20 protein-coding genes are annotated in these 23,513 nt (G+C 61.8%); 13 read left to right on the top strand and 7 right to left on the bottom strand.

Annotation, left to right across the window (positions count from 1 at the left end; translation table 11 throughout):
• The first annotated feature begins 360 nt into the window (after nt 1-360).
• The 7 genes from EVC45_RS26495 (at nt 361) to EVC45_RS26465 (ending at nt 9,592) form a co-directional block, all read left to right on the top strand.
• Nucleotides 361-1,380, top strand: a complete 1,020-nt coding sequence (locus EVC45_RS26495; protein ID WP_129961176.1) for a zinc-dependent alcohol dehydrogenase family protein — start codon at nt 361-363, stop codon at nt 1,378-1,380.
• Nucleotides 1,381-1,455: 75 nt separating this feature from the next.
• The gene (locus EVC45_RS26490) at nt 1,456-2,214 is read left to right on the top strand and encodes an enoyl-CoA hydratase/isomerase family protein (protein WP_129961175.1); all 759 of its coding nucleotides are present in this window, start codon (nt 1,456-1,458) and stop codon (nt 2,212-2,214) included.
• A gap of 2 nt (nt 2,215-2,216) precedes the next feature.
• The gene (locus EVC45_RS26485) at nt 2,217-3,449 is read left to right on the top strand and encodes a CaiB/BaiF CoA-transferase family protein (RefSeq protein ID WP_129961174.1); all 1,233 of its coding nucleotides are present in this window, start codon (nt 2,217-2,219) and stop codon (nt 3,447-3,449) included.
• Nucleotides 3,450-4,010: 561 nt separating this feature from the next.
• Nucleotides 4,011-4,943, top strand: coding sequence for a 3-keto-5-aminohexanoate cleavage protein (locus tag EVC45_RS26480; protein WP_129961173.1), 933 nt, complete (start codon nt 4,011-4,013; stop codon nt 4,941-4,943).
• A 229-nt stretch (nt 4,944-5,172) separates the two neighbouring features.
• Complete coding sequence (locus EVC45_RS26475; protein WP_129961219.1) at nt 5,173-6,819, top strand: long-chain-fatty-acid--CoA ligase; 1,647 nt, start codon at nt 5,173-5,175, stop codon at nt 6,817-6,819.
• A gap of 238 nt (nt 6,820-7,057) precedes the next feature.
• Nucleotides 7,058-8,311 (top strand): acyl-CoA dehydrogenase family protein, encoded by a 1,254-nt coding sequence (locus EVC45_RS26470; RefSeq protein ID WP_129961172.1) that lies wholly within the window; start codon nt 7,058-7,060, stop codon nt 8,309-8,311.
• Between the two features lie 258 nt (nt 8,312-8,569).
• Entirely contained in the window at nt 8,570-9,592 is a 1,023-nt protein-coding gene (locus tag EVC45_RS26465; protein WP_129961171.1) for an NADP-dependent oxidoreductase, read from the top strand.
• 582 nt (nt 9,593-10,174) lie between these two features.
• Here EVC45_RS26465 and EVC45_RS47960 read toward each other — a convergent pair.
• From EVC45_RS47960 to EVC45_RS26435, 6 genes are all read right to left on the bottom strand, one after another.
• Entirely contained in the window at nt 10,175-10,384 is a 210-nt protein-coding gene (locus EVC45_RS47960; protein ID WP_373683067.1) for a hypothetical protein, read from the bottom strand.
• Between the two features lie 376 nt (nt 10,385-10,760).
• Nucleotides 10,761-12,428, bottom strand: coding sequence for an electron transfer flavoprotein-ubiquinone oxidoreductase (locus EVC45_RS26455; protein WP_129961170.1), 1,668 nt, complete (start codon nt 12,426-12,428; stop codon nt 10,761-10,763).
• Nucleotides 12,429-12,439: 11 nt separating this feature from the next.
• Entirely contained in the window at nt 12,440-13,114 is a 675-nt protein-coding gene (locus EVC45_RS26450; RefSeq protein ID WP_129961169.1) for a HutD family protein, read from the bottom strand.
• Nucleotides 13,114-14,046 (bottom strand): electron transfer flavoprotein subunit alpha/FixB family protein, encoded by a 933-nt coding sequence (locus EVC45_RS26445; RefSeq protein WP_129961168.1) that lies wholly within the window; start codon nt 14,044-14,046, stop codon nt 13,114-13,116. The genes EVC45_RS26450 and EVC45_RS26445 overlap by 1 nt, the downstream gene beginning before the upstream one ends.
• A complete protein-coding gene (locus EVC45_RS26440; RefSeq protein WP_129961218.1) occupies nt 14,043-14,816 on the bottom strand; it encodes an electron transfer flavoprotein subunit beta/FixA family protein in 774 nt (257 codons plus the stop codon). The genes EVC45_RS26445 and EVC45_RS26440 overlap by 4 nt, the downstream gene beginning before the upstream one ends.
• 22 nt (nt 14,817-14,838) lie before the next feature.
• Nucleotides 14,839-16,026, bottom strand: a complete 1,188-nt coding sequence (locus EVC45_RS26435; protein WP_129961167.1) for an FAD-binding oxidoreductase — start codon at nt 16,024-16,026, stop codon at nt 14,839-14,841.
• A gap of 208 nt (nt 16,027-16,234) precedes the next feature.
• Between EVC45_RS26435 and EVC45_RS26430 the strand changes: the two genes are divergently transcribed.
• Nucleotides 16,235-17,200 carry a LysR family transcriptional regulator gene (locus EVC45_RS26430; protein ID WP_129961166.1) on the top strand — a complete coding sequence of 322 codons (966 nt, stop codon included), beginning with the start codon at nt 16,235-16,237 and terminating at the stop codon, nt 17,198-17,200.
• A gap of 23 nt (nt 17,201-17,223) precedes the next feature.
• Nucleotides 17,224-18,027 (top strand): N-formylglutamate deformylase, encoded by an 804-nt coding sequence (hutG, locus tag EVC45_RS26425; protein WP_373683066.1) that lies wholly within the window; start codon nt 17,224-17,226, stop codon nt 18,025-18,027.
• A gap of 222 nt (nt 18,028-18,249) precedes the next feature.
• Here hutG and EVC45_RS26420 read toward each other — a convergent pair whose 3' ends face one another.
• Nucleotides 18,250-18,852 carry a helix-turn-helix domain-containing protein gene (locus EVC45_RS26420; RefSeq protein ID WP_129961165.1) on the bottom strand — a complete coding sequence of 201 codons (603 nt, stop codon included), beginning with the start codon at nt 18,850-18,852 and terminating at the stop codon, nt 18,250-18,252.
• Between the two features lie 190 nt (nt 18,853-19,042).
• Between EVC45_RS26420 and glnT the strand changes: the two genes are divergently transcribed.
• The 4 genes from glnT to EVC45_RS26400 are packed head-to-tail and all read left to right on the top strand — an operon-like array spanning nt 19,043 to nt 23,445.
• Nucleotides 19,043-20,431: a type III glutamate--ammonia ligase gene (gene glnT / locus EVC45_RS26415; protein WP_211193479.1), complete on the top strand. Its 1,389-nt coding sequence runs from the start codon at nt 19,043-19,045 to the stop codon at nt 20,429-20,431.
• A gap of 12 nt (nt 20,432-20,443) precedes the next feature.
• A complete protein-coding gene (locus tag EVC45_RS26410; protein WP_129961164.1) occupies nt 20,444-21,352 on the top strand; it encodes a glutamine amidotransferase family protein in 909 nt (302 codons plus the stop codon).
• Entirely contained in the window at nt 21,340-22,029 is a 690-nt protein-coding gene (locus EVC45_RS26405; protein ID WP_129961163.1) for a protein glxC, read from the top strand. Before EVC45_RS26410 ends, EVC45_RS26405 begins: the two co-directional genes overlap by 13 nt.
• 54 nt (nt 22,030-22,083) lie before the next feature.
• Nucleotides 22,084-23,445, top strand: coding sequence for an FMN-binding glutamate synthase family protein (locus EVC45_RS26400; protein WP_129961162.1), 1,362 nt, complete (start codon nt 22,084-22,086; stop codon nt 23,443-23,445).
• Nucleotides 23,446-23,513: the final 68 nt, after the last annotated feature.

Raw genomic sequence — 23,513 nt, 5'->3', positions numbered from 1 at the left:
GTGCGAGGAAAGGAAAGTCCCGCCACTTGTGTATCTCTTGATGCATAACCGATAGACATGCGTGACAGCTCAGCCCGAACCCGACTCCTGAACACCTTGTGTGAACTTCGACGATTTCATCCTGACGCGTTGACGTGGGACGATCAACTGGACATTCAGCAGTTTGCAACGATGCACGTGCGTGCCATCGCGCAACGCCCGTAGGGCGCTGCTGGCATGACATGCATGCCTCACCACACCTTGGGTGCCCGGAAACCAGTCCTGTCATTAAATCACCCGGAAAGCGGCAGAGAGAGACCTTGGCGATAGGACTGGCTCCAGCCATGATTAATCACATAGAGCGAGTGAAGGAGAGAGCACATGAGAGCCCTGATAATCGAAAAGAACGGCGAGCCGTCAGCGGTCGTCCAATCATGCGAATTGCCCGAACCGACGCCCGGGCCAACTGAGCTCCGCGTAAGGATGCTGCTGTCTCCTGTGCACCCGTCGGACTTGCACGTTATCCGCGGACGTTTCGCCCGTCAGCGTCAGCCCGAACTGCCCGCTTCACCCGGGTCTGAAGGTGTCGGGATCATTGACGCCGTAGGCAGCGAAGTACCGAGCTCGCGGCTCGGGGAGCGCGTGGTATTGCTGAACGTGCCCGGAACCTGGCGGGAGAAGGTCATCAGCCCGGCTGCGCGCGCGATACCGGTGCCGGCGGCGGTCTCCGACGAGGACGCCGCGCAGGCTCTTGTTAATCCGATGACAGCTTGGGCAATGACGATGCTGGAACATGAGCTAGGCCGTGGAGACTGGCTGGTCCAGAGCGCGGCGGGCTCAACGGTCGGCCGTTTTGTACTGCAGATTGCCAAAACGCAGGGATTTCACACTATCAACCTGGTACGCCGTCATGAGCAGGTCGCCGAGATCCAGAGTCTGGGCGGGGACGTCGTTATATGCACAGCGCAAGACAACTGGCCTGAACAACTGAGGGAAGCTGTCGGCGGCGAGGGCATCGTGAAAGCGATCGACTGCGTCGCCGGACGCACCGGCGCTACGCTGGCGCGCCAGCTTGCGCCAGGCGGGCGCCTGCTGGTCTATGGAGCGCTGTCGACGCACCGACAGACCGAACCGGCAGCCTTCGAGATGCCGATTTTTGCTCCGGCGCTTGTCTATTCTGCTGCCGAGGTACGTGGCTGGTTCCTCTATTTATGGCTCCAACGCAAGAGCCTGCTCGAAAGCGGCGAAGGGCTGCGCAGTCTGCTCGAGCAGATGGCTGCGGGCAGCCTGAGGCCGCCCGCAGCGCGCCGCTATCACTTCAATGATGCGCTCGAAGCTTTCGCAGCCACGGAGCGCGCCGCTCACGACGCTAAGCCGCTGCTGGCCTTCGCGGAAAGCTGAGCTTCTCACATCTGACCACCAAAACAACGGCGGCCGTCGCAACGGCTCTTACTCGCGCTTCTTCGGAGACAAACCATGCCAACAGTTGAATACCATAAAGATGGCAACGTCGGTGTCGTGACGCTTGCCAAGCCACCGCACAACCTGATTGACAACGCGATGCTGTCGGACGTGATGACAGCATACGACCATGCGCTCACGGAAGGCTGCAGATCGATCCTGCTGCGCAGTTCGATGCGGCACTTTTGTGCCGGTGCGGACCTGAATGTGATCTATGCAGAGCGTGGAGACCAGGAGCGTTTCGAGAGAATTTGGTCCGTGCTCGAGGACATCCCTATACCGACCGTGGCTGCGGTCCACGGAGCGGCGCTGGGCGGTGGCTTCGAACTCGCGTTGATATGCGACATGATCGTGGCCGCCAACACGGCATCGTTCGGCATGGCCGAAGCCACTCTCGGCCTGCTGCCGCTGTTGGGTGGTGTGCAGCGCGTGGTCCAGCGTGCCGGCCCTGCGCGCGGCAAGGAGATGGCAATGTTCGCGCGTCGCCACGATCCGCGCGCCCTCGAGCGCTGGGGCGTGATTAACCTCGTCGTCGAGGAAAGCGAACTGGGCAACGCATCGCTGTCGTGGGCACGTCAGCTCGCCGCTGGCGCGACTGTGGCTCTGGGCGGTATCAAGCGTCTGGCGAACCTCGCCGCAGGCGGCGGCGTCCAGGCCGCGGATGCGCAGCAGGCGCAGATCAACGACGTCATGTGGGCCAGCCAGGATCGCGTGCGCGGCCTCGCGGCCTTTGCCGCAACCGGGCCGGGCTCTGCCGTCTTCGAAGGGAACTGATCATGAGCAGCGCACCGCTTGCAGGTCTGAAAGTCATCGACTTCACCCGCGTCCTTGCCGGCCCAGGCTGCACCAAAGCCCTGCTCGATCTCGGCGCTGACGTCACCAAGATCGAGCCGCCTTCGGGCGACCTTGGTCGCGCCGGGGTGCCGCACGTCGGCGCCATGTCGCTCTACTACGCACAGCTGAATGCCGGCAAGCGTAACATCAGTCTCGACCTTAACTGGCCCGAGGCGCGCAAGCTCGTCACCGAGTTGTGCCGTGACGCCGACGTTATCGTCGAGAACTTCCGCCCAGGCACGCTCGCGCGTTTCGGACTCGCCTACGAGGATGTGATCAAGTTCAATCCCACGGTGGTCTATGTGTCGATCACTGGCTACGGACAGACCGGCCCGTGGCGCAACCGGCCAGCGTACGCGCCCGCAGTGCACGCCGAGACTGGTCTGACACACATCCTCGAGCAGCACTACGCCGGCGCGATGAACGAGTTGCGCAATGACGCCTGCAGCCACGCCGACGTCTATACCGGCCTCCAAGGCGTCATCGCCGTTCTGGCCGCACTGCAACACCGCTCGCGCACCGGCGAAGGGCAGCACGTGGATGTCTCGATGGCGGCGACAATGATTTCGGTCAACGAGCGTGCCGGGGCGCTGCTTTCGGGGCTGGACGTCAATGACGAGCCGTATGCGCTTAGCGCCAACGAGTCGCCGATCATAGAGCTTCCAGACGGACAGCGCCTGACACTCGTCGGGAGTCCGATATTTTCGCCGATATTCGCCCGGTACTGCTCGATGATGCGGCGGTTCGATCTGCCGCGTGATCCGCGCTACGCATCGGCCACGCTGAGGCGCGAGCACCTTGCCAGCCTGATGGCCGAAGTGCGGTCGTGGGTACTTACCTTCACGGATTTTGATCAGCTTCAGGCACAAGTCAGTGAGGCAGGACTCGCGATCGGGATGGTTCGTAGCATCGACGACATCGCATCGTCCGAGTGGGCCAAAGACTGGGGCGCGATCGTCGAGGTCGACGATCGCGAAGGCGGCACGCTGCGGATGCCGGGGCCGCCGTGGCGGTTCAGCCGATCAGAGTTGCCGGCGCCGGGCCTGCCTTATTTCCAGGGCGAATGCAATGCTCACGTGTTGGCTGAGCTCGGCGTGTCTGCCGAGGAGTTGGAGGTATTGCGCCGCCGACGAGTATTGCTGAGCCGACGTAGTCCGGTGGGCGCGTTCGATTGACGCTAGCGGGCGGTTGCGCTGATTCAAGAGGCTTGCCGGACCCGCTCAGGGCATTTTGGGAGCACCAGGATTTGCCCAGCCTCAGGAGGCTTTGTGCCCCGTGACGTCGAGTGGCGGTGGAGCAGCTTTTGGATATTGCGAAGCTCATCGACCGCATCGAGATGGAACTGCGGGCGCTCGAGCACAAGAGGAATTCGGGAAACGCCGCAATGCAGCTGCGAGCGCTCGCCCCGGAAATACAAACTTCAAAAGGCTATCTTGCCACAGACATTGCCCCCAAACATGCCGGAGCGTGGACGTCCCGAGGCCAGCCGCGAACCGGGATTCCGAAGACTTGTGGAGCGCATCCGAGAGAAATGACCTCGCTACCCGAGCTGATCAGATGGAACCCAGCCTTGGTGCGGCATAGAAGAAGAGGGGCGTGCGCAATATAGCGCGGTCCGGAAACACCTGCAGTCCCCAAGACAGCCAAGCGATTTGCATAAACGAAGGTGAGCGTCACCGTCGCCAGCGCGGAGACATGTGCCCCTCGCCAGCAGCTGGCGTGACCAGGAGAACAGAATGTCGAATGGAAGCAAAGTCATCATCACGTGCGCTATCACCGGATCGATCCACACACCGGGGATGTCGGAATTCCTGCCGGTGACCGCGGCAGAGATCGAAGAAGCCGCCGTTGGGGCTGCGCAGGCGGGCGCAGCCATCGTACATCTGCACGCACGCGGGCCCGAAGGGCGGCCAGATCAGTCCCCCGAGGCCTACGAGCTATTCCTGAAGGGCATTAGGGAGCGCAGCGATGTCGTGGTCAACATCACCACTGGTGGTGCCGCGACTATGCCGATCGAAGAACGGCTCCGTCCGGCTGCAACCTTCAAGCCCGAGGTCGCCTCGCTAAACATGGGATCGATGAATTTCGGTTTGTTCCCGATGTTGACGCGATTCCCCAAGCTCAAGTACGACTGGGAAGTGTCGTACCTTGAGGGCTCTCGCGATCGAATTTTTCGCAACACTTTCGCCGATATTGAATACATCCTTAAGACCTGCCAGGAGAACGGTACCCGGTTCGAGATCGAGTGCTACGACATCGGCCATCTGTATACGCTTGCGCACTTTGCAGAGCGCCAACTGGTGAAGCCGCCGTTCTTTGTGCAGTCCGTGTTCGGTATTTTGGGTGGCATCGGCGCTCATCCGGAAGACGTACTTCACATGCGCCGCACCGCCGATCGTCTGCTGGGGCGTGAGAACTACGAGTGGTCTGTGCTGGGAGGGGGGCGCAATCAGATCCCGATCGCGACGTTGGCTGCGACGATGGGCTCGCACGTTCGTGTCGGTCTCGAGGACTCGTTGTGGCTACGCAAGGGGCAACTCGCAAAAACCAATGCGGAGCAGGTCATGCTCGTTCGCCAAATGCTCGAGGGCTTGGGTCTGGAGATAGCGACACCAGACGACGCGCGCCACATCCTCGCGCTGAAAGGAGCGGGCGAAGTGGCCTTCTGAAGCAATTGACGGCGGCCCGTCAGCACGCACCCAGAAGCTGGAATGGACTGTTCAAAGCGAAAAGCGGTGCAACAGACTGAGTGCCAGGCGAGTGGAAGAAGGCTTCTATCTGGATTTGGCAGTGCCAAGTGGCTATTTTTCTCTTCGTTTGATTTGGTTGCGGCACTCGGCAGTTTGGCTGCAGCTTCGTGATCACGGCGAGCGTTTTACACAGACATCAAGGACTCCGATGCATGCATTGATGCAGCAACGACCGCTCCTCATCTCCGGCCTGATCGAGCACGCGGCGACCTACCACGGCGACCGGGAGATCGTCTCCTGCCAGGTGGACGGCAGCATTCTCCGCAGCGACTGGCGGCAGTTGCACGCGCGCGCCAAGCGACTTGCCAACGTGCTAACCGGCTTCGGCGTCCAGGCCGGCGACCGCGTCGCCACGCTGGCGTGGAACACGCACCGCCACGTGGAACTGTATTTCGGCGTGTCGGGCATGGGTGCAGTGCTGCATACAGTGAACCCACGCCTGTTCGCCGAGCAGATCGTCTACATCTTGAATCACGCCGAAAGCCGCTACGTCTTCTTCGACACCACCTTCACCGACCTGGTGGCTAAGATCGCGCCCCAATGCCCGCATATTAAGGGATTCGTCGCACTGTGCTCGCGCGCGCAGATGCCCGCACTGAATGTGGCGCGCCTGTACAGCTACGAGGACCTGCTCGACGGCGCCTCAGCCGAGTACGCGTGGCCGGTCTTCGAGGAGACCCGCGCGTCGTCGCTGTGCTACACCTCAGGTACCACCGGCAATCCGAAGGGCGTGCTGTACAGCCACCGTTCCACCGTGCTGCATACGTTTGCGGCCTGCGCGGCCGACGGCCTTGGGTTGTCGGCGAATGACAGCGTGCTTCTGGTCGTGCCGCTGTTCCACGTCAATGCTTGGGGCGTCCCGTACGCGGCCGCTATGTGCGGCGCCAAGCTGGTACTGCCCGGTCCTGGTGTAGGCGGCGAGAGCATCTTCCGTCTACTCCGCGACGAGGCGTGCAACTTCTCGCTTGGCGTGCCCACCGTGTGGCTCGGCCTGTTTGACTATATCGAGGGCAGCGCTGCTAAGCTGGACGTATCGACCATGCGCCTGAAGCGTGTAGTAGTTGGCGGTTCGGCGGCGCCGCGCGCGATCATCGAGAAATTCGAGAAGCACTTCGGCGCCTTTGTGATACAAGTCTGGGGTATGAGCGAGACCAGCTCGCCAGCCACTATCGGCAATCTGCTGCCCAAGCACGCTGGCCTGCCGCTAGAGCGCCGCTTTGATCTGCAGGTCTTGCAGGGGCGCGCGATCTACGGTGTCGAGATCGAGATCTTCGACGCCGACGGCAGCCCACTGCCACACGACGGAAAGGTTTTCGGCGAGCTGAAAGTACGCGGCCCATGGGTGGCGGGCGGCTACTACCGCGGCGACGATGGCGCCGCCCTCGACGACACCGGCTGGTTCCCGACCGGCGATGTCGCCACCATCGACCGCGACGGCTTCGTGCGCATCACTGACCGCTCAAAGGACGTCATTAAGTCGGGCGGCGAATGGATTTCGTCGATCGACCTGGAGAACGCCGCGGTCGGTCACGAGGCCGTGCAGGAGGCCGCTGTTATCGGCATTGCTCACCGACGCTGGCAGGAACGTCCGCTGCTGGTGGTAGTGAAGCGGCCGGACAAGGAGGCAGCGCCCGCTGATATCCTGGCCTACCTGCAGGACAAGATCACCAAGTGGTGGCTGCCCGATGACGTGGTGTTCGTTGACGCGCTGCCACACACCGCTACCGGCAAGGTGCAGAAGCTGGAACTGCGCGAACGCTTCAAGGGCTATCGCCTGCCGACCGACCAGAGCTGATGGCGCCTTGCCGCAGGTGCGAATTCGCGACCAGCAGGATGTCCGCAAAACCGCCGATGCTGGAGGCTTAGCACTCATCGAAGGTGATGATTGTGGCGCAGGTCATGGAGTGTCCGAACTCACATATGGAAAGTCATTTTAGCCGCTGTAACCACTGCCATCGGTTTTTTAGTGGGAACGTCTTGAACATTTGTCCCCCGATGGCGGCGACACATCTTCCAATCCCAAGGGTTTCATCATGAACGACAGCCACGATTCACTCTCCGCCCGCCAGACCGCCGTCGAGCGGCATCAGCCGCGGCTCTACCATGACCTGACCACTCCACACGAAACCCTCGCGATCCGCGAGGAAGTGCGGAGTTTTGCCGACGAACATGTGCGGCCTGCAGCCTGGGCGATCGGACATCGCGAGGAGTCCGTCGAGAATTTTCCACGAGAACTGTTCAAGAAGATGGCTGATGCCGGCCTGTTCCGCATCCCTTTTCCTGCAGAGGTCGGCGGTCGCGGCCTAAAGCACCCCGCCACGGCCACGGCAGTGTTGATCGAGGAACTTGCTTACTACTCCAACTCGGTGGCGGCGATCGTTGATGTGCACTGCATTTTGGCTGGCCATGCGCTCGAGCACGCATCACCCGAACTGCAGAAGTGCTATCTCGAGCCGCTGCTGGCAGGCGAACGCATCGGCAGCTTCGCGACCACCGAGCCGGAGGCCAGCACGGACCTCGACGTCAAGGTCATGCAAACCCATGCGGTCTGTGGCGATGCCGGTTTTGTGATCAACGGGCGCAAGCGCTTCATTACCAACGCACCGGTGGCAAATTTCGTCGTGCTGCTATGCACCGACGAAGGCCGCATGACCGAGGTCGTCGTCGACCTGGATGCGCCGGGCGTGCGTGTGGGGCCGCCGGATCGCAAGCTTGGCAACCAGGGGCAACTGACCGCAGACATCTATTTCGACAACGTGCGCGTCCCGGTCAGCAATGTCGTAGGTGTGCGCGGTGCAGGACTGAAGATCGCGCTGCAGACGCTCACTTATGGCCGAATCGGCATAGCCGCCAGCGGTGTCGGCATGGCCCAGGCGACCTTCGATCACTGCGTCGACCGCCTAAACAATCGTAAGGCGTTCGGAAAGAAGCTGGCCCAATTCCAGCATTGGCAGTTCAAGCTCGCCGAACGCGCGACCGAGATCGAGAACGCGCGCAACCTGTACCTCAAGGCGGCACTGCGCATGGATGCCGGGGATGCCTTCCCTGAACCCGAGGCCGCGATGGCCAAGTGGTACGCGACGCAACTTGCGGGCGAGTTTGCGCGCGATGGGGTACAGATCTTCGGCGGCTACGGCTTCATGCGTGAACTGGCGGCCGATGACTCGCACTACCGCGTCGAGGAGATCTACCGTGATTGCAAGATCTCCGAGATTTACGAGGGCACGAATGAGATCCAGAAGCTGGTGATTGCCCGCGCCATCTTCGGTAAAGAGGTGACAGGTTGACCACCAATTCGGCCTTCGGTTGGACCGAGGATTGACAGAAAATCACCCTGGCTGTGGCCGGAAATGAACCTGGATGGTGGGCTGGGCTTCGTGATGATTTGAACCGTAACTTGAGCGAAGAAGAAAGCACGTGAAATGTTTGGTCATTGAACGAAACGGCAAAGCGTCCGAGGTCGTCCATTGGCGTGACTTGCCCGAGTGTGCGCCAGGCCGCATCTCTTCCCAATGTGCTGTGATGACATGCTAAAGGATGATTCCATGACTTTAAGATCGAATCGGCAGGTGGTCCTCACTAGCCGCCCAGATGGCATCCCGCAGGCGGAACACTTCCGCATCGTCGAGACAACGGTGCCGGTCCCCGGCGCGGGCCAGGTGGTAGTTCGCAACGAGTGGCTATCGGTCGAGCCAGCAATGCGTGGCTGGGTCAGTGCCGTCGCTAACTACTCGGAGCCCGTTGCGTTGGGCAGCGTGATGCGATCGTTCGCCGCGGGACGTATCGTGGCGTCGCAGCATCCTGACTGGCCGGTGGGAACCGCGGTGACCGGTATGTTCGGGTGGCAGGAGTTCGCACTCGTCGATGGTACTCAAATTGAGCGCCGTATTGATGAGGTCGACCTGCCGCTGTCCACTGCACTCGGAGTGCTGGGCATCAATGGCGTCACGGCTCACTATGGTTTGCTGCAAATCGGTCAGCCTAAACCTGGCGAAACCGTCGTGGTTTCCACGGCCGCTGGCGCTGTCGGTTCGTGCGTGGGGCAGATCGCGCGGTTACATGGTTGTCGCACCGTGGGGATCACCGGTGGAGAGGTGAAGCGCGAGCTGTGTATGGAGCGTTTTGGCTTCGACCAGGCCGTCGACTACAAAGCGCCGGATTTCCCCGAACGCCTGGCCGATGCGTGTTCAGGCGGCGTGGACGTGTACTTCGACAACACGGCCGGTCCGGTAACTGATGCCGTCATGACACACCTGACCATCGGCGCGCGCATCGTTGTCTGCGGCACTGCCTCGATACCGAGCTGGAACCCTCCACCACTTGGGCCTCGCATTGAACGCCACATTCTCGTCAAGCGCGCTCGGATGCAAGGGTTCGTCATCTTCGATCATCTGGACTACTACGCGCAGGCACGTACTGACCTCGCAGAATGGGTGCGAGGCGGTCAATTGAAGTACGTGGAGGACATGCTTGACGGCATCGAAGCCGCGCCGGACGCGATCGCGGGCCTGTACCGAGGTGAGAATCTGGGCAAGCGTCTGATCCACCTCAACGCGGGTCAAATGTAAGCGATATTTTTAGTACCCGAGTGGAGAATCGTTTGCATCTGACGGTCATGCGTGACCGCATCGCGGCGGTCGGGATCGATCAGTGATGTCTGCATGGAGGTGATGAGACCAGTGCACGCCGGTATGATGGCCGACGCGCGTTCGGAGCGTCAACCCGTGCCGCCTCTCCTGATCCTGCTTTACTTCTTTGCTCTTCTCGATCGCGTGAACGTCGGCTTCTATGGGGACTTGTTTGTCAAGCCGTGTTCGATTGTCAGGTAAACGGATCAGATTTCATCCCGGCACCTTTGTATTGCGAGTGATGTGAAGCGGTCGTGTCGCACGGTGGTTCGATCCTGATCCGAGGTCGGGGTGTGGCGAGCGTTCCAGCCAGTGCCGGAACGAACTTCTATCCGTGCAGTGCATAAACGGCCTGCACCTCATGCAGCATGCGCGCAAGGCGCACTGGCAAACCCCAGTTACCGCCGCGCCCCATCGTTGGCTTCGGTCACCGTGCGGTGACCCCCCGACGTTACGGGCGCGTCGACCTCTCATCATGATGTGTTCCTTGCCAGACCACGCGAACGATGTTGACCCGGCACTTCAGGGGACAACAGGTTTGAGCGCGGCCCCGGCCGGGATGTCGCCGTGTTCCAGGTAGCGCCATAGCGCGATGGCAAGACGCCGTGCCAGCGCGACGATGCCCACCCGTCGCATCCGCTTGCCGTTGCCCGCAAAGCGCCGGTTGAACCACTCAGTCAGGAGGCTGCCTGGCTGCAGGCGCAGCCAGCGCCATGCCAGTTCGACGAGCATCTTCCTGCGCGGGCGTGGGCTCGCGCAGCACCGCCCAGACGCGCTCACCGGCGTGATGGCGCCTGAGCATGGCGAGCAGCCTGTCGCCATCGAGGCGGTCGTTCTTGGGCCGCCTTGCGCGTCGGTTCACTTCGATGCTGGCAGAATCAACCACGGGGTTGTCGATGCGTTGCGCGGTCAACCAGCGGTGCAGCCACCAGCCATCGCGCCCGGCCTCATAGCAGGAATGTACCTTGGCCTCGGGCGCAAGCCGGCAGCGCTCCTTCGCACGGCGTACACAATCGAGCACCGCTGCCGTGTCGCCGCCTTGCACGCTGTAACGGCTTGGGCTACGCCGACTGTCGCTCGCCGTTCGATCCTCGTATTGACAGCACCGTTACATATTGACGTAGTTCGGCCCGCCGCCGCCTTCCGGCGCGACCCACAGGATGTTCTGGGTCGGGTCCTTGATATCGCAGGTCTTGCAATGCACGCAGTTCTGCGCGTTGATCACCAGCCGCTCGCTGCCCTCGTCGTTCTTCACGAACTCATACACCGCAGCCGGGCAGTAGCGCGATTCCGGACCGGCATAGGTCTGCCAGTTCACGTTCACCGGTACCGAAGGATCTTTCAGCGTCAGGTGAGCCGGCTGATTCTCTTCATGGTTGGTGTTCGAGATAAACACTGAAGAGAGCCGGTCAAACGTCAGCTTGCCATCCGGCTTCGGATAGACAATCGGCTTGCACTGGGAGGCGGGCTTCAGCATCTCGTGATCGGAATGCTGGTGATGCAGCGTCCACGGCACATTGCCGCCCAGCAGCTTCTGCTCGACGCCGACCATCAAGGTACCGAGGTACAGGCCCTTGCTCATCCACTGCTTGAAGTTGCGCGCACGATGCAATTCGGTATGCAGCCACGAAGTCTTGAACGACTCCGGATACGCGGTGAGTTCATCGCTGGTGCGTCCGGCCTGCACGGCTTCAAAAGCAGCGTCAGCAGCCAGCATGCCGGTCTTGATCGCCGCATGCGAGCCCTTGATCCGCGAGGCGTTCAGGAAGCCAGCATCGTCACCGATCAGCGCGCCACCCGGGAACACCAGCTTCGGCAGCGACAGCAGGCCACCCGCGGTGATCGCCCGCGCGCCGTACGACACCCGCTTGCCGCCGTCGAGCATCGCACGGATCGCCGGATGCGTCTTGTAGCGCTGGAATTCCTCGAACGGCGACAGGTACGGATTCGAATAGCCGAGACCGACCACGAAGCCGACCACGACCTGGTTGTTGTCCATGTGATAGAGGAACGAGCCGCCGTACGTGTCGTTCTCCAGCGGCCAGCCGGCCGTGTGCATCACCAGACCCGGCTTGTGCTTCGCGGGATCGATCTCCCACAGCTCCTTGATGCCGAGGCCGTACACCTGCGGATCGACGCCGTCACGCAGCTTGAACTTCTCGTTCAGCTGGCGGCCAAGGTGGCCGCGCGCGCCTTCGGAGAACAGCGTGTACTTCGCGTGCAGCTCCATGCCGAGCTGGAAGTTCTCGGTCGGCTCGCCGTCCTTGCCGATGCCGAGGTTGCCCGTGGCGACACCCTTGACCGAGCCGTCGTCGTTGTACAGCACTTCGGCCGCCGGAAAGCCCGGGAAAATCTCGACGCCGAGCGCCTCGGCCTGCTGACCCAGCCAGCGCGTCACGTTCGCGAGGCTGATCACGTAGTTGCCGTGGTTCTTGAAATTGTCCGGCAGCGCCCAGGTCGGCACGCTCTTCGCACCGGTTGCGGACAGGAACAGGAAGCGGTCTTCGGTCACGTCGACCGTCAGCGGTGCGCCTTTTTCTTTCCAGTCCGGAATCAGCTCGGTCAGCGCGCGAGGGTCCATCACCGCACCCGACAGGATATGCGCCCCGATCTCCGAGCCTTTTTCCAGTACGCACACGCCAAGCTCGACGCCTTTTTCAGCCGCCAGCTGCTTCAGGCGGATCGCCGCGGACAGGCCGGCCGGGCCGCCGCCGACGATCACGACGTCGTATTCCATCGACTCGCGCGGGTCGTACTGCTCAATCAGGTTTTGCATGGTTGCATTCGTTATTGCACGGGGGATGGATCGACTGGTTCGATCGCAATTGATACCAGTTTCGCGCCGGGCCCAACGTGGTGTAGATCCAGCTCTTCGCTGCGACCTTCGATCCAGATGCCGTGCATGGCGGGCAACTTGACGTTCTTCAGCAACGCGCTCGACGCGGTCCATTGACCGGACAGGCTGATTAACAGTTGTACGCTGGCTGGTGTGATCCTCAGCGCATTCGTCGCGACGCTAACACTCGCGCGGCACGCTTCCCGGCGCGTCATCACGTTCAGTACCTGGACGGGTTTCGTTGGCAAGCTGATCCAGACATGCAGGTCACCGGAAAAGTGCACGGGCTGCCCCATCTGTGCGAGCAACTGTCCATCTTGCGAGTGCAGATCGACTGCGCCGTCACCGATCACCAGCATCGTTCGATCGAAGCCGGTGAATTGCGAAAACCGCGCCGCGCCCTTGAGGTCCGCCAGACTCACACGCCAATCCGCTATACCAGCAGGGTTCGTGCCACGGGCGAGGGTGCGGGTGGTGCCGCCGCCGTTGGCCCATGGTTCGGGCGCAACCGACGTGCAGTCGAGAAAGCGGACTGACGGCAGGGTTTCTTCGACGCGCTGCGTTTTCAGATGACGCAGCCCTTCGCCGGTATCGCGCGAAACGGGGTTGAGAGGGTCGAGTTTCATCACGCCGCCTTTGCACTGACGTGGGCTTCCAGTTCACCCAACACATCGAACAGATCACCGACAATGCCGTAATCCGCCACCGAAAAGATGGGCGCATCCGGGTCCTTGTTCACCGCGACGATCACCTTCGAGTCTTTCATGCCGGCCAGATGCTGGATCGCGCCGGAGATGCCGAACGCGAAGTACAGATCCGGTGCGACCGTTTTGCCCGTCTGTCCCACTTGCACAGCGTTCGGCGCATAGCCTGCATCCACGGCGGCGCGCGACGCGCCGAGCGCCGCGCCTACGCGTTCAGCGAGACCGCCGAGCCGGTCCATGTTGTCTTTCGACGCCATCCCACGGCCGCCGGCAACGACAACACGCGCCGTGCCCAGATCGCGTCGGGATTGTCCGGATGCCTGGCGCTCCAGCAACCTCGTTTTCTCGAACGCGGCCGCCGGTTTCGTTTCCACAATCGTTGCAGCGCCGCCTGATGGCTCCGCCGCAACGAAAGAGGATGTGCGTATCGTGGCAAACGTCACGCGCGCTGTGACCGATACTTTCGCGATCACGCTGCCTGCGTAAAGACCACGCGTGAAGCTGCCTTGCGCGTCGATACCGGTCACGTCCGCGAGAAACGCGCCATCGGTCAGCGCAGCGGCGCGCGGCAACGCGCTGCGGCCGAGATTGCGGTGACTCGCGACGATCAGCGTGTAATCGTCAGAGACGGCCTGAAGCTGACTGCCGAGCGTTTCGGGCACCTGGGCATGCGCCGCATCACCTGCGATAACGAGCACGCGTTCCACCCCGGCAATGCCGGACGCAGCCTCGGCACCTGCTGCGGGCACCATGACGTCAACCGGAAAGCCACGTTGGAGCGCCGCAGTGACCGCGCGCCGCGTCGATTCCGCGAGCGCGTCGTGTTCCCATTCCCCTACCACAAGGCTTCTCATGTCCGTGCTCCCAGGTTGTTGAACAGGTGTTGCGCGGCGAGCGCATCCAGCAGCCCAGCCGTATTCGCGACCTTGATGCCGGCTTCGCGCACGGGCGGATTGCGCAATTCGTCGATTGTCGTGCCCGGTGTCAGATCGACACCGAGCGATCCGCCGTCGATCGTCACAAGCGGCTTCTGCTTCGCCTTGACGATGCTCGGCAGCGTGACGCGACGTGGCTCGACCAGACGCAGGTCCGCGCTGACGACGCTTGGACCGTCCAGTTCCCACGTCGATGTGCCACCGTCATCGCCGCACGTCACCCGCCAGTGGGCGCCATGTGCGGACAACGCGCTTGCGTTCAGGGCCTGCGGCCAGCCAAGCAGTGCCGCAAGCATGGCGGCGACGCCGCCAATGTCGTTGTCGATCGCCTGCTTGCCGCATAGCACGAGGCCGAAGTCGCTTGTCGCCATGTACGCGCGCAGCAAGCGCGCGACGGCCAGCGAGTCCAGCCGGGCGCTGGCGGCGCCGGTATCGATCAGCGCCGCGTCGTCGGCGCCCATGGCGAGGGCGGTGCGCAACACGTCCTGGCTCGTGGACTGGCCGCACGTCACGACCGTCACCTGGGCGGCCACGCCTGCCTCCCGGAGTTGCAGCGCCTGTTCGACCGCGCATTCGTCGAAGGGATTGAGCGACATCTTCAAACCGGTCGTGTCGATCGCGCCGCTTGCGCTGACCCGCACGCGCACGTTGGCATCGACGACCCGTTTGACGGGAACGAGAATTCGAATGGTCATGTGGACAGGCTCCTGATCAGGACACGGCGCCTGCGCCGTATTTGCCGACGAGCAGCGCACCGCTCGCGAACCGGCTCAACGCGTAGGGGGCCAGCGAGACGTCAGTGGGCAGCCCAAGTGCATGCTGCGCGAGGATCTTGCCGACGCCCGGCGACAGCTTGAATCCGTGGCCGGAGAAGCCGAACCCGACGACGAGGCCCTCGATATCGCCAACGGAGCCGAGTACCGGATTCCAGTCGGGCGTGACGTCGTACACACCGGTCCACGACGACGCGAGACCGGCGGCCTCATAAGCGGGAAAGCGCTCGGCCACTTGCGCGCCGACTTCGCCGACGTAATCGAGCGAAATATCACCTTGCTCGGTCTCGGGGGCATTCAACGTCTCGCCGACCACGCCTTCGGACACCAGCATCTGACTGCCGCCATAGCTGCGGTAATACAGCATGCCGGCCGAACTGAGATCTTTGAACGCGGGCATCTTGAAGGAATAGGCGGCCGCATCGCATTCCAGCGCGAGCACCGTATGACGTTCAGGCTTTACCGGCAGATCCACGTCAAGCCAACTGGCGATCTCCGGTGTCCAGATGTTCTGCGTGCTGATCAGTGTGCCGCAACTGAACGAACCCGCCGTCGTCTCGACGCCGACCACCTTGCGGCCCTCGCGCAGCACGCCGGTGACGCTTACGCCTTCCATGATCCTGACGCCCTGCCGGCGCGCGGCGCGAGCGAAACTGGTTGCCACCAGATATGCGTCCGCGAAGCCCGCTTCCGGCTCGTAGCCGATCAACGCGGCGTTATCGAACTGAGCGATCGGCAGGCGTTCACGCGCCTCGGACCTGTCGAGCAACTGGACTTCGATGCCCATGTCCTGCTGCGTGGTCAACGACGCGTGCAACGGCTCGATCTTGTCGCCGTCCGGCGCACAGATCATGTAACCGCACTTGACGAGACCGCATGATGCTTCGTCATCGCCGACGTATTCGGCGAAATTGTTGAACGCCCACCACGACGAGCGGGCCAGTTCGACGTTCTGTTTCACCGAATAATGGGTGCGCAACAGACCGGACGACTGCGACGTCGTGCCCGCACCAATGGTGCTGCGCTCGAGAACAAGCACGCTTTTCGCGCCGAGCGCGGCCAGATGATGGGCCACCGAGGCTCCAATTACACCGGCTCCGATCACAACAAAATCGTAATGGCTCATGTGAACCTCTGCGTTGAAGATGGAGCCGATTCTAGACAGCCGAAAACCCACGGGACTTTTGTATTAGGCAAACTTATGGTTCAGACCGTGGATTGCTCATGCTCTTCGGGTGCCGGAAGAAAAAAAGCATCATGCAGGCTCTTCCGTGGCAAGAGGGTAAGTGGGCAAGAGGGCGAGAAGCCAAAGGCGACAACCAGCGGAGTTTTTCATGAGACGAACTCAACCTCCCATCGACCTGCGCGCGTTGCAGGCTTTTATCGCCGTCTGCGAAGCCGGGTCCATGACGGGCGCGGCGAAGCAACTGGGCGTGAGCCAGAGCGCGATCAGCCAGGCCATCGGCGCGCTGGAGCGCGATCAGGGCGTCGAGCTGTTCGATAGGGAAAGCCGGCCGCCGCGCCCCAATATCGCCGGGCGCGCGTTGCTGGAACTGGCCGGTCCGTTGATCGAGCATGCGCAGATGGTGAGCACGCGCGTTGGAGACGCGTCGCATGCAGGGAAACTGCCGGTGCGGCTCGGCTGTGTGGATTCGTTCGCGGCCACGGTAGGGCCCGAGCTCATCCGCGCAGTATCGGGCTCGGCGCGGCAGATTTCTCTCTGGTCCGGCCTGACGCCAGGCCTCAGCAAACAGTTACATGACCGTGAACTCGACGTGGCGATCTGCACGCAGACCCCTCTGAACGACGCACGAATCGTCGAAGTACCGCTGTTCTCGGAAGCATTCGTGGCCGTCGTAGCGCGCCCTTATCTCAAGCAGCGCAAGAACGTCGACTGGCGCACGCTTGCGCTGGAATTGCCACTGATCCGCTATACGGCGCGCTCCGTGATCGGTCAGCAGGTCGAGCGGTTCGCGCGGCACCTTGGCATAGAGAGCGCGCGACGCTATGAATTCGATGCGACCGATCCGCTATTGAGTCTGGTGGTCGCCCGGCTCGGATTTGCGATTTCGACGCCACTTTGTTTGTGGCAAGCGCGTCACTATCTTGACGAGATCGCCGTATTGCCATTGCCCGATAGCCGTCTCGGGCGTCGTGATTTTTTCCTGCTGCATCGTCAGGGCGAATGGGACGACTTTGCGTCGGAGATCATCGAGCTCACGCGTAGCGTGCTCGATCACAGCATCCGGCCAGCGCTGGCCCGCGTACTGCCGCATCTACCCGACGACGCCCTGCGCTGAGCACGTATTTAAAGGAGTGAACGATGAGCGAGATTTACCACCTGCATCGTGGCGATGGGCCGTTGCTGATTTCGATTCCGCATCTCGGCACGGAGATTCCGTCGTCGTTGAAGCATGTGTATTCGGAGGTGGCACTGACGGTGGCGGACACCGATTGGCATCTCGACCGCCTCTACGACTTTGCGAAAGCGCTGGGCGCGACTGTGCTGGGCGCACGTATTTCGCGCTACGTGATCGATCTGAACCGGCCTCCGAACGACGAGAGCCTGTACCCCGGCCAAACGACGACAGGCCTCTGTCCGACCGAAACGTTCCGGGGCGAAGCGGTTTATCAGCCAAGGTCGGAGCCTGACCATGCAGAGAAGCAACGGCGCGTCTCGACCTACTGGCAGCCGTATCATTCGGCATTGCAGACGGAACTGGCGAGGCTGCGCGAAAAGCATCCAAACGTGCTGCTGTGGGAAGCGCATTCGATCACAAGTGTATTGCCGCGCCTCTTCAAGGCGAAGTTGCCGGATCTCAATCTGGGTACGCAAGACGGTCGCACGGCAAACGCGCTCGTGCAAAGCGCCGTGGCACGCGCTGCTGCGGCCAGCACCTACACATGGGTCGCGAATGGCCGCTTCAAGGGCGGTTACATCACGCGTCACTATGGCGATCCCGAGCGTGGCATTCACGCGCTCCAGCTCGAAATGTGTCAGTGTATCTATATGAGCGAAGACGCGCCCACGACGCCCGCGCGGCGGCGCTTCAACCCACGCTGCAGCGCATGGTGGGCGGCGCGCTGGATGCACTTGAGGGTCTTTGACCGATTTGTCTTTGTATAAGTAAAGCTGTTGATGGGTCTGAACCCGAGGTGCCGTTCCTGTGCAGCGAGGCACCGCACCAGTGTGTAAGCCGCACTGCTTTGACGCGGTGGGCGTTTCCGGAAGTGACGTATTTATGGAGTTGGTCCGGCCAATGCGTTTCCCAGCATGAATCTTATGTTCCTGTTAGTAATCATGGCACGGAGGTTGCATAAGAAGTCGCGGTGAGTGGACGAAGGCGTATCAGTCCCGGTCATCCTGGCCGTAGAGGAAGATGGACAGGAACTGGATCGGCGTTTTGATCAGCCGCTCGGGACCATGTGGCACGTCGGCCTGGAAGGTGATGGTGTCGCCGGGATGCAGGATGTAGGTTTGCTGGCCATGGCGGTACTCGATGACACCCTTGAGCATGTGGATGAACTCGGTGCCCTGATGTTCGAAGACCGGGAAGATCTCCGATTCGTCGTCCATGGTGATCAGGAACGGCTCAAACAGTTTTTTGGGGCCTTGGTCGTAAGCAAGCAGGTGATAGGTGTGGCCGCGTCTGGTGCCCTTACGGACCACCTCCATGCCTTCGCCCTTCTTCACGAGCTGGGCGCCGCCTTCAGGTACGTCGAAGCGGCGGAACAGCGTGGACATTGACACACCGAGCGCGTTGGCGATCCGGTTGAGCACGTCGAGTCCAGTGGAAGTCTGGGCGTTCTCGATCTTCGAGAGCATGCCGCGGCTGATCCCAGCCTGCTCCGACACCTGGGCGATGGTCAGTCCGTGGCGCTGGCGAAGTTCGCGGATTGTCGCGCCCAGATAGCGTTCGAGCGAGGTTTTGCTGTCTTCGCCGTTTTGCATGTTTGAACCTCGTTGAAAGACATGAGGGTAGCAGATAAGCAGGGCCGCATTGCGCCCTGAGTGTTTCTCAGGGGGAACTATTGTTGCACAGTAATAAATTCATATTGATGCTGCGAACAGGCTCGCAGCGGGGTCGTGCAATGGGGCATGACTCGTCAATCAGCCAGCGATGGTGGTGCAAGGAGTGACGATGAACCTGAACGATGCGAGCAAGCTGCCGGTAAACGAGTTGGGTAGCGTGCCCCGCTTTAGCTCGGCTGAAGAGGCGCAGGACTACTTCACGCAACATGGCGTGAAGTACGTGCTGGCGCAATTCGTGGATATTCACGGGGTTGCGAAGGCCAAGTCGGTCCCGGTTGCGCACCTCAAGGGTGTGCTGAAGACGGGCGCCGGCTTTGCGGGCTTCGCGATCTGGGGTGTGGGCATAGAGCCGAACGGTCCGGACTACATGGCGGTGGGCGATCTGTCGACTCTCACACCAGTGCCCTGGCAGGACGGCCTGGCGCGAATCGTCTGCGACGGTCACGTCGACGGAAAACCGTGGGCACACGACTCGCGCGTCACGCTGAAGAAGCAGGTTACGCGCATGACGCAACGCGGCTGGACGCTATTTACCGGACTGGAGCCGGAGTTCTCGCTGCTCAGGCGCTCGGCGACGGGCACGATTGAACCGTGCGACCCGAGCGATACGCTCGCCAAGCCGTGCTACGACTACAAGGGACTGTCGCGCACGCGCGTCTTCCTGGAAAAGCTCACCGAATCGATGCGCTCGGTCGGCATCGACGTCTATCAGATCGATCACGAAGACGCCAACGGTCAGTTCGAAATCAACTACACGTATACCGATTGCCTGACCTCGTGCGATCACTACGTGTTCTTCAAGATGGCCGCCTCCGAGATTGCGAACGAGCTGGGCATGATCTGCTCCTTCATGCCGAAACCCTTCGCGAACCGTCCGGGCAACGGCATGCACATGCATATGTCGATCGGTGACGGCGAGCGCAACCTGTTCTCGGACAAAAGCGACAAACTGGGCATGGGGCTCTCTACCCTCGGCTATCAGTTCACCGCTGGTTTGCTCGCGCATGCGCCCGCGCTTGCCGCGCTATGCAACCCCACCGTCAACTCGTACAAGCGCCTCGTCGTAGGCCGCTCCTTGACGGGCGCGACGTGGGCGCCGGCCTACATCAGCTATGGCGACAACAATCGCTCGACGATGGTGCGCATGCCGGGCGAGCGCATCGAACTGCGTCTGCCCGATGGCGCATGCAATCCATACCTCGCGACGGCCGCGGTGATCGCGGCGGGACTCGATGGCGTCGAGCGTGAATTGTCGCCGGGTGCACCGGCCAATGAAAACCTCTACGAGTGGTCGCCCGCGAAGTTGCGCGAGCACCAGATCGGCATCCTGCCGCAGAACCTGGAGCAGGCGCTCGACGCGCTCGAAAGCGATCGCCTGATCTGCGACGCACTGGGTCCGGTTGCCGACGAGTTTATCAAGGTCAAACGAATGGAATGGCTCGAGTACATGCGCCATGTCTCGGACTGGGAAATGAAAAGCTATCTGGAATTCTTCTAAGGGGGTAAGACTATGTGTGGAATTGTAGGCCTGCTGGTCAAGACACCGGCATTGCGCGCGCAACTCGGTCAGTTGATGGTGCCGATGCTGATCGGCATGACTGAACGGGGCCCGGACTCCGCCGGACTCGCCGTGTTCGGCGGCGCGGTCGACGAAAGTCAGCGCAAGCTGAGCCTTTACGCGGGCTTTACGGAAGCCGGCAACGACTTCAACTGGAACGCGTTGCTCGATGCGCTCAATGGCGCGATCGACGTGAAGGCGCACGTCGCGGCGAAGGGCAATCACGCGGTGCTCAACGTGAACGGCAATGTCGAAGCAGTGAAAGCGTGGCTTAAGGAGCGTTTTCCGAAGCTTTTTCTGCTGTCCACCGGACGCTCGATCGATCTCTACAAGGATATTGGCTCGCCCGCCGAAGTCGCGCAACGTTACGGCTTCTCGAAGCTGACCGGCTCGCATCTCGTTGGCCATACGCGGATGGCGACTGAATCGGCGGTAACGCCGGATCGCGCGCACCCGTTCACGGCCGGCGAAGACTTTTGCCTCGTGCACAACGGCTCGCTGTCGAACGCGCATGGCGTACGCCGCAAGCTGGAACCGGAAGGTATCCGCTTCGAGACGGACAACGATACGGAAGCCGCGTGCCGCTTTCTCGAATGGCGGCTGCGTGAAGGCGACGAACTGCCGGTCGCCTTGCAGAAAGGCTTCGAGGAACTAGACGGTTTCTACACGTTCCTGATGGGCACCTCGACCGAACTCGCACTGATTCGCGACCCGTTCGCGTGCAAACCCGCAGTGGTCGCCGAGAACGACGACTACGTCGCGATCGCTTCCGAGTTCCGCTCACTCGCACACCTGCCGGACATCAGGAACGCCAGGGTATTCGAACCCGCACCCGAGGAGATGTATGTATGGAAAGCATGAAGTTTGACCTTGAGGGGTCGCCGGTACGCGAGCTGAACCAGTACCTGCATGGTTCGAAAGAAGCGCTCGAGGGCGTGAATGTCGACATCACGTCGCCGAACGGCGCCCACAACATCGCCGTGGGCGTTAACGCGCACGTGACCGTCACGGTGCAAGGACACGCCGGGTATTACGTGGGCGGCATGAACCAGCTCGCGACGATCGTCGTGGAAGGCAGTGCCGGCACTGGCGTCGCGGAAAACATGATGAGCGGCAAGGTCCACGTGAAGGGCTTCGCGTCGAACGGCGCGGGGGCTTCGGCACATGGCGGCCTGCTCGTGATCGACGGCGACGCGGGCTTGCGCTGCGGAATTTCGCTCAAGGGTGGCGACATCGTGGTCGGCGGTTCGGTAGGCAGCTTCTCGGCATTCATGGCGCAGGCCGGCCGCATGGTGATCTGCGGCGATGCGGGCGATGCATTGGGCGACTCACTGTACGAAGCCGTACTGTATGTACGCGGCGAAGTGAAGTCGCTTGGGGCGGATGCGCAGTACGAGCCGATGACCGACGCGGACGTGACAGCAGTCGGCGCGTTGCTCGACGCCGCAGGCCTCGATCATGACCCGCGCTCGTTCAAGCGCATTGCATCGGCACGCACGCTCTACCACTGGAACGCCGACGCAGACCAGGAATATTGAGCGCCGGCTGAACCCGCAACCGAACCGAACACCCAGTTCATCGAGAAGATCCCCATGGAAGCCAAACCTATCCATTTCGCCCGTTTGCAGCAGGAAGAGTCGCAAGGCTATGACCGCAAGACGATCGATTACATCCATACCGCCGCACAGCGCGGCCTCTACGAAATTCGCGGTCTGGGCGCGAAACGCCGCGTGCCACATTTCGACGATCTGCTGTTTCTGGGCGCGTCGCTGTCGCGCTATCCGCTCGAGGGGTATCGCGAGAAGTGCGCGACACAGACCGTGCTCGGCACGCGCTTCGCTAAAAAGCCGGTGGTGCTCGACATTCCGATCACCATTGCAGGCATGAGCTTCGGCGCGCTGTCCGCGAACGTAAAAGAAGCGCTCGGCCAGGCCGCGACCGCGATGGGCACCTCGACCACCACCGGTGACGGCGGCATGACGCAGGAAGAACGCCGCTCCTCGAAGACGCTTGTCTATCAGTGCCTGCCGTCGCGTTATGGCTTCAACCCGGACGACGTGCGTCGCGCCGATGCGATCGAAATTGTGATCGGGCAGGGCGCGAAACCGGGCGGCGGCGGCATGCTGCTCGGGCAGAAGGTCAATCCGCGCGTCGCCTCGATGCGCACCTTGCCGGCCGGCGTTGATCAGCGCTCGGCGAGCCGTCACCCGGACTGGACCGGCCCCGACGATCTGGCAATCAAGATCCAGGAACTGCGAGAGATTACGGATTGGGAAAAGCCGATCTACGTGAAAGTCGGCGCGACGCGCACGTTCAACGACGTCAAGCTCGCGGTGCATGCGGGCGCGGACGTGGTGGTGATCGACGGTATGCAGGGCGGCACGGCAGCCACCCAGACGTGCTTCATCGAGAACGTGGGCATTCCGACGCTGGCTGCCGTCCGTCAGGCTGTGGACGCACTTGAAGATCTGAATATGAAGGGCACGGTGCAGTTGATCGTGTCGGGCGGGATTCGCTCCGGCGCGGACGTAGCGAAGGCGCTCGCGATGGGCGCCGATGCGGTCGCGATCGGGCAGGGCATGTTGATGGCGCTCGGTTGCAACAGCGATACGTACTTTCAGAACGGCGCGCTGCATTCGGCCGCGGCGGACTACGCAGCGCTGAACACGTCGCCGGGTTTCTGCCATCACTGCCACACGGGCAAGTGCCCGGTCGGCGTGACCACCCAGGACGCGGTGCTCGAGCAGCGTGTGCAGCCCGAAGAAGGTTCACGCCGCGTGCGCAACTACCTCAAGACGCTGAACATGGAACTGACGACGATCGCGCGAGCGTGCGGCAAGCAGAACGTCCATCACCTCGAACCGGAGGATCTGGTCGCGTTGACGGTTGAGGCGGCGGCCATGGCGCGCATTCCGCTTGCGGGTACTTCCTGGATTCCCGGATGGAACAGATGAATTGAGTTGTTTTGAGTTTTTTGACTGTGGAAAAGTTGAGTGCATTCAACCTTGATTCATTAATCTAT

It is taken from the genome of Paraburkholderia sp. UYCP14C, assembly GCF_004197395.1.
Lineage (GTDB): Bacteria > Pseudomonadota > Gammaproteobacteria > Burkholderiales > Burkholderiaceae > Paraburkholderia.
This window is presented reverse-complemented; position numbering and strand designations above follow the sequence as displayed.

Bases quoted from the DNA above. Each gene is read 5' to 3' on its own strand.
- EVC45_RS47960 (WP_373683067.1), bottom strand. From the start codon at position 10,384: ATGCTCGTCGAACTGGCATGGCGCTGGCTGCGCCTGCAGCCAGGCAGC.
- EVC45_RS26430 (WP_129961166.1), top strand. From the start codon at position 16,235: ATGAGACGAACTCAACCTCCCATCGACCTGCGCGCGTTGCAGGCTTTT.
- EVC45_RS26410 (WP_129961164.1), top strand. From the start codon at position 20,444: ATGTGTGGAATTGTAGGCCTGCTGGTCAAGACACCGGCATTGCGCGCG.
- EVC45_RS26400 (WP_129961162.1), top strand. From the start codon at position 22,084: ATGGAAGCCAAACCTATCCATTTCGCCCGTTTGCAGCAGGAAGAGTCG.
- EVC45_RS26465 (WP_129961171.1), top strand. From the start codon at position 8,570: ATGACTTTAAGATCGAATCGGCAGGTGGTCCTCACTAGCCGCCCAGAT.
- EVC45_RS26450 (WP_129961169.1), bottom strand. From the start codon at position 13,114: ATGAAACTCGACCCTCTCAACCCCGTTTCGCGCGATACCGGCGAAGGG.
- EVC45_RS26435 (WP_129961167.1), bottom strand. From the start codon at position 16,026: ATGAGCCATTACGATTTTGTTGTGATCGGAGCCGGTGTAATTGGAGCC.
- EVC45_RS26405 (WP_129961163.1), top strand. From the start codon at position 21,340: ATGGAAAGCATGAAGTTTGACCTTGAGGGGTCGCCGGTACGCGAGCTG.
- EVC45_RS26420 (WP_129961165.1), bottom strand. From the start codon at position 18,852: ATGCAAAACGGCGAAGACAGCAAAACCTCGCTCGAACGCTATCTGGGC.
- hutG (WP_373683066.1), top strand. From the start codon at position 17,224: ATGAGCGAGATTTACCACCTGCATCGTGGCGATGGGCCGTTGCTGATT.
- EVC45_RS26470 (WP_129961172.1), top strand. From the start codon at position 7,058: ATGAACGACAGCCACGATTCACTCTCCGCCCGCCAGACCGCCGTCGAG.
- glnT (WP_211193479.1), top strand. From the start codon at position 19,043: ATGAACCTGAACGATGCGAGCAAGCTGCCGGTAAACGAGTTGGGTAGC.
- EVC45_RS26455 (WP_129961170.1), bottom strand. From the start codon at position 12,428: ATGCAAAACCTGATTGAGCAGTACGACCCGCGCGAGTCGATGGAATAC.
- EVC45_RS26490 (WP_129961175.1), top strand. From the start codon at position 1,456: ATGCCAACAGTTGAATACCATAAAGATGGCAACGTCGGTGTCGTGACG.
- EVC45_RS26480 (WP_129961173.1), top strand. From the start codon at position 4,011: ATGTCGAATGGAAGCAAAGTCATCATCACGTGCGCTATCACCGGATCG.
- EVC45_RS26445 (WP_129961168.1), bottom strand. From the start codon at position 14,046: ATGAGAAGCCTTGTGGTAGGGGAATGGGAACACGACGCGCTCGCGGAA.
- EVC45_RS26495 (WP_129961176.1), top strand. From the start codon at position 361: ATGAGAGCCCTGATAATCGAAAAGAACGGCGAGCCGTCAGCGGTCGTC.
- EVC45_RS26475 (WP_129961219.1), top strand. From the start codon at position 5,173: ATGCATGCATTGATGCAGCAACGACCGCTCCTCATCTCCGGCCTGATC.
- EVC45_RS26485 (WP_129961174.1), top strand. From the start codon at position 2,217: ATGAGCAGCGCACCGCTTGCAGGTCTGAAAGTCATCGACTTCACCCGC.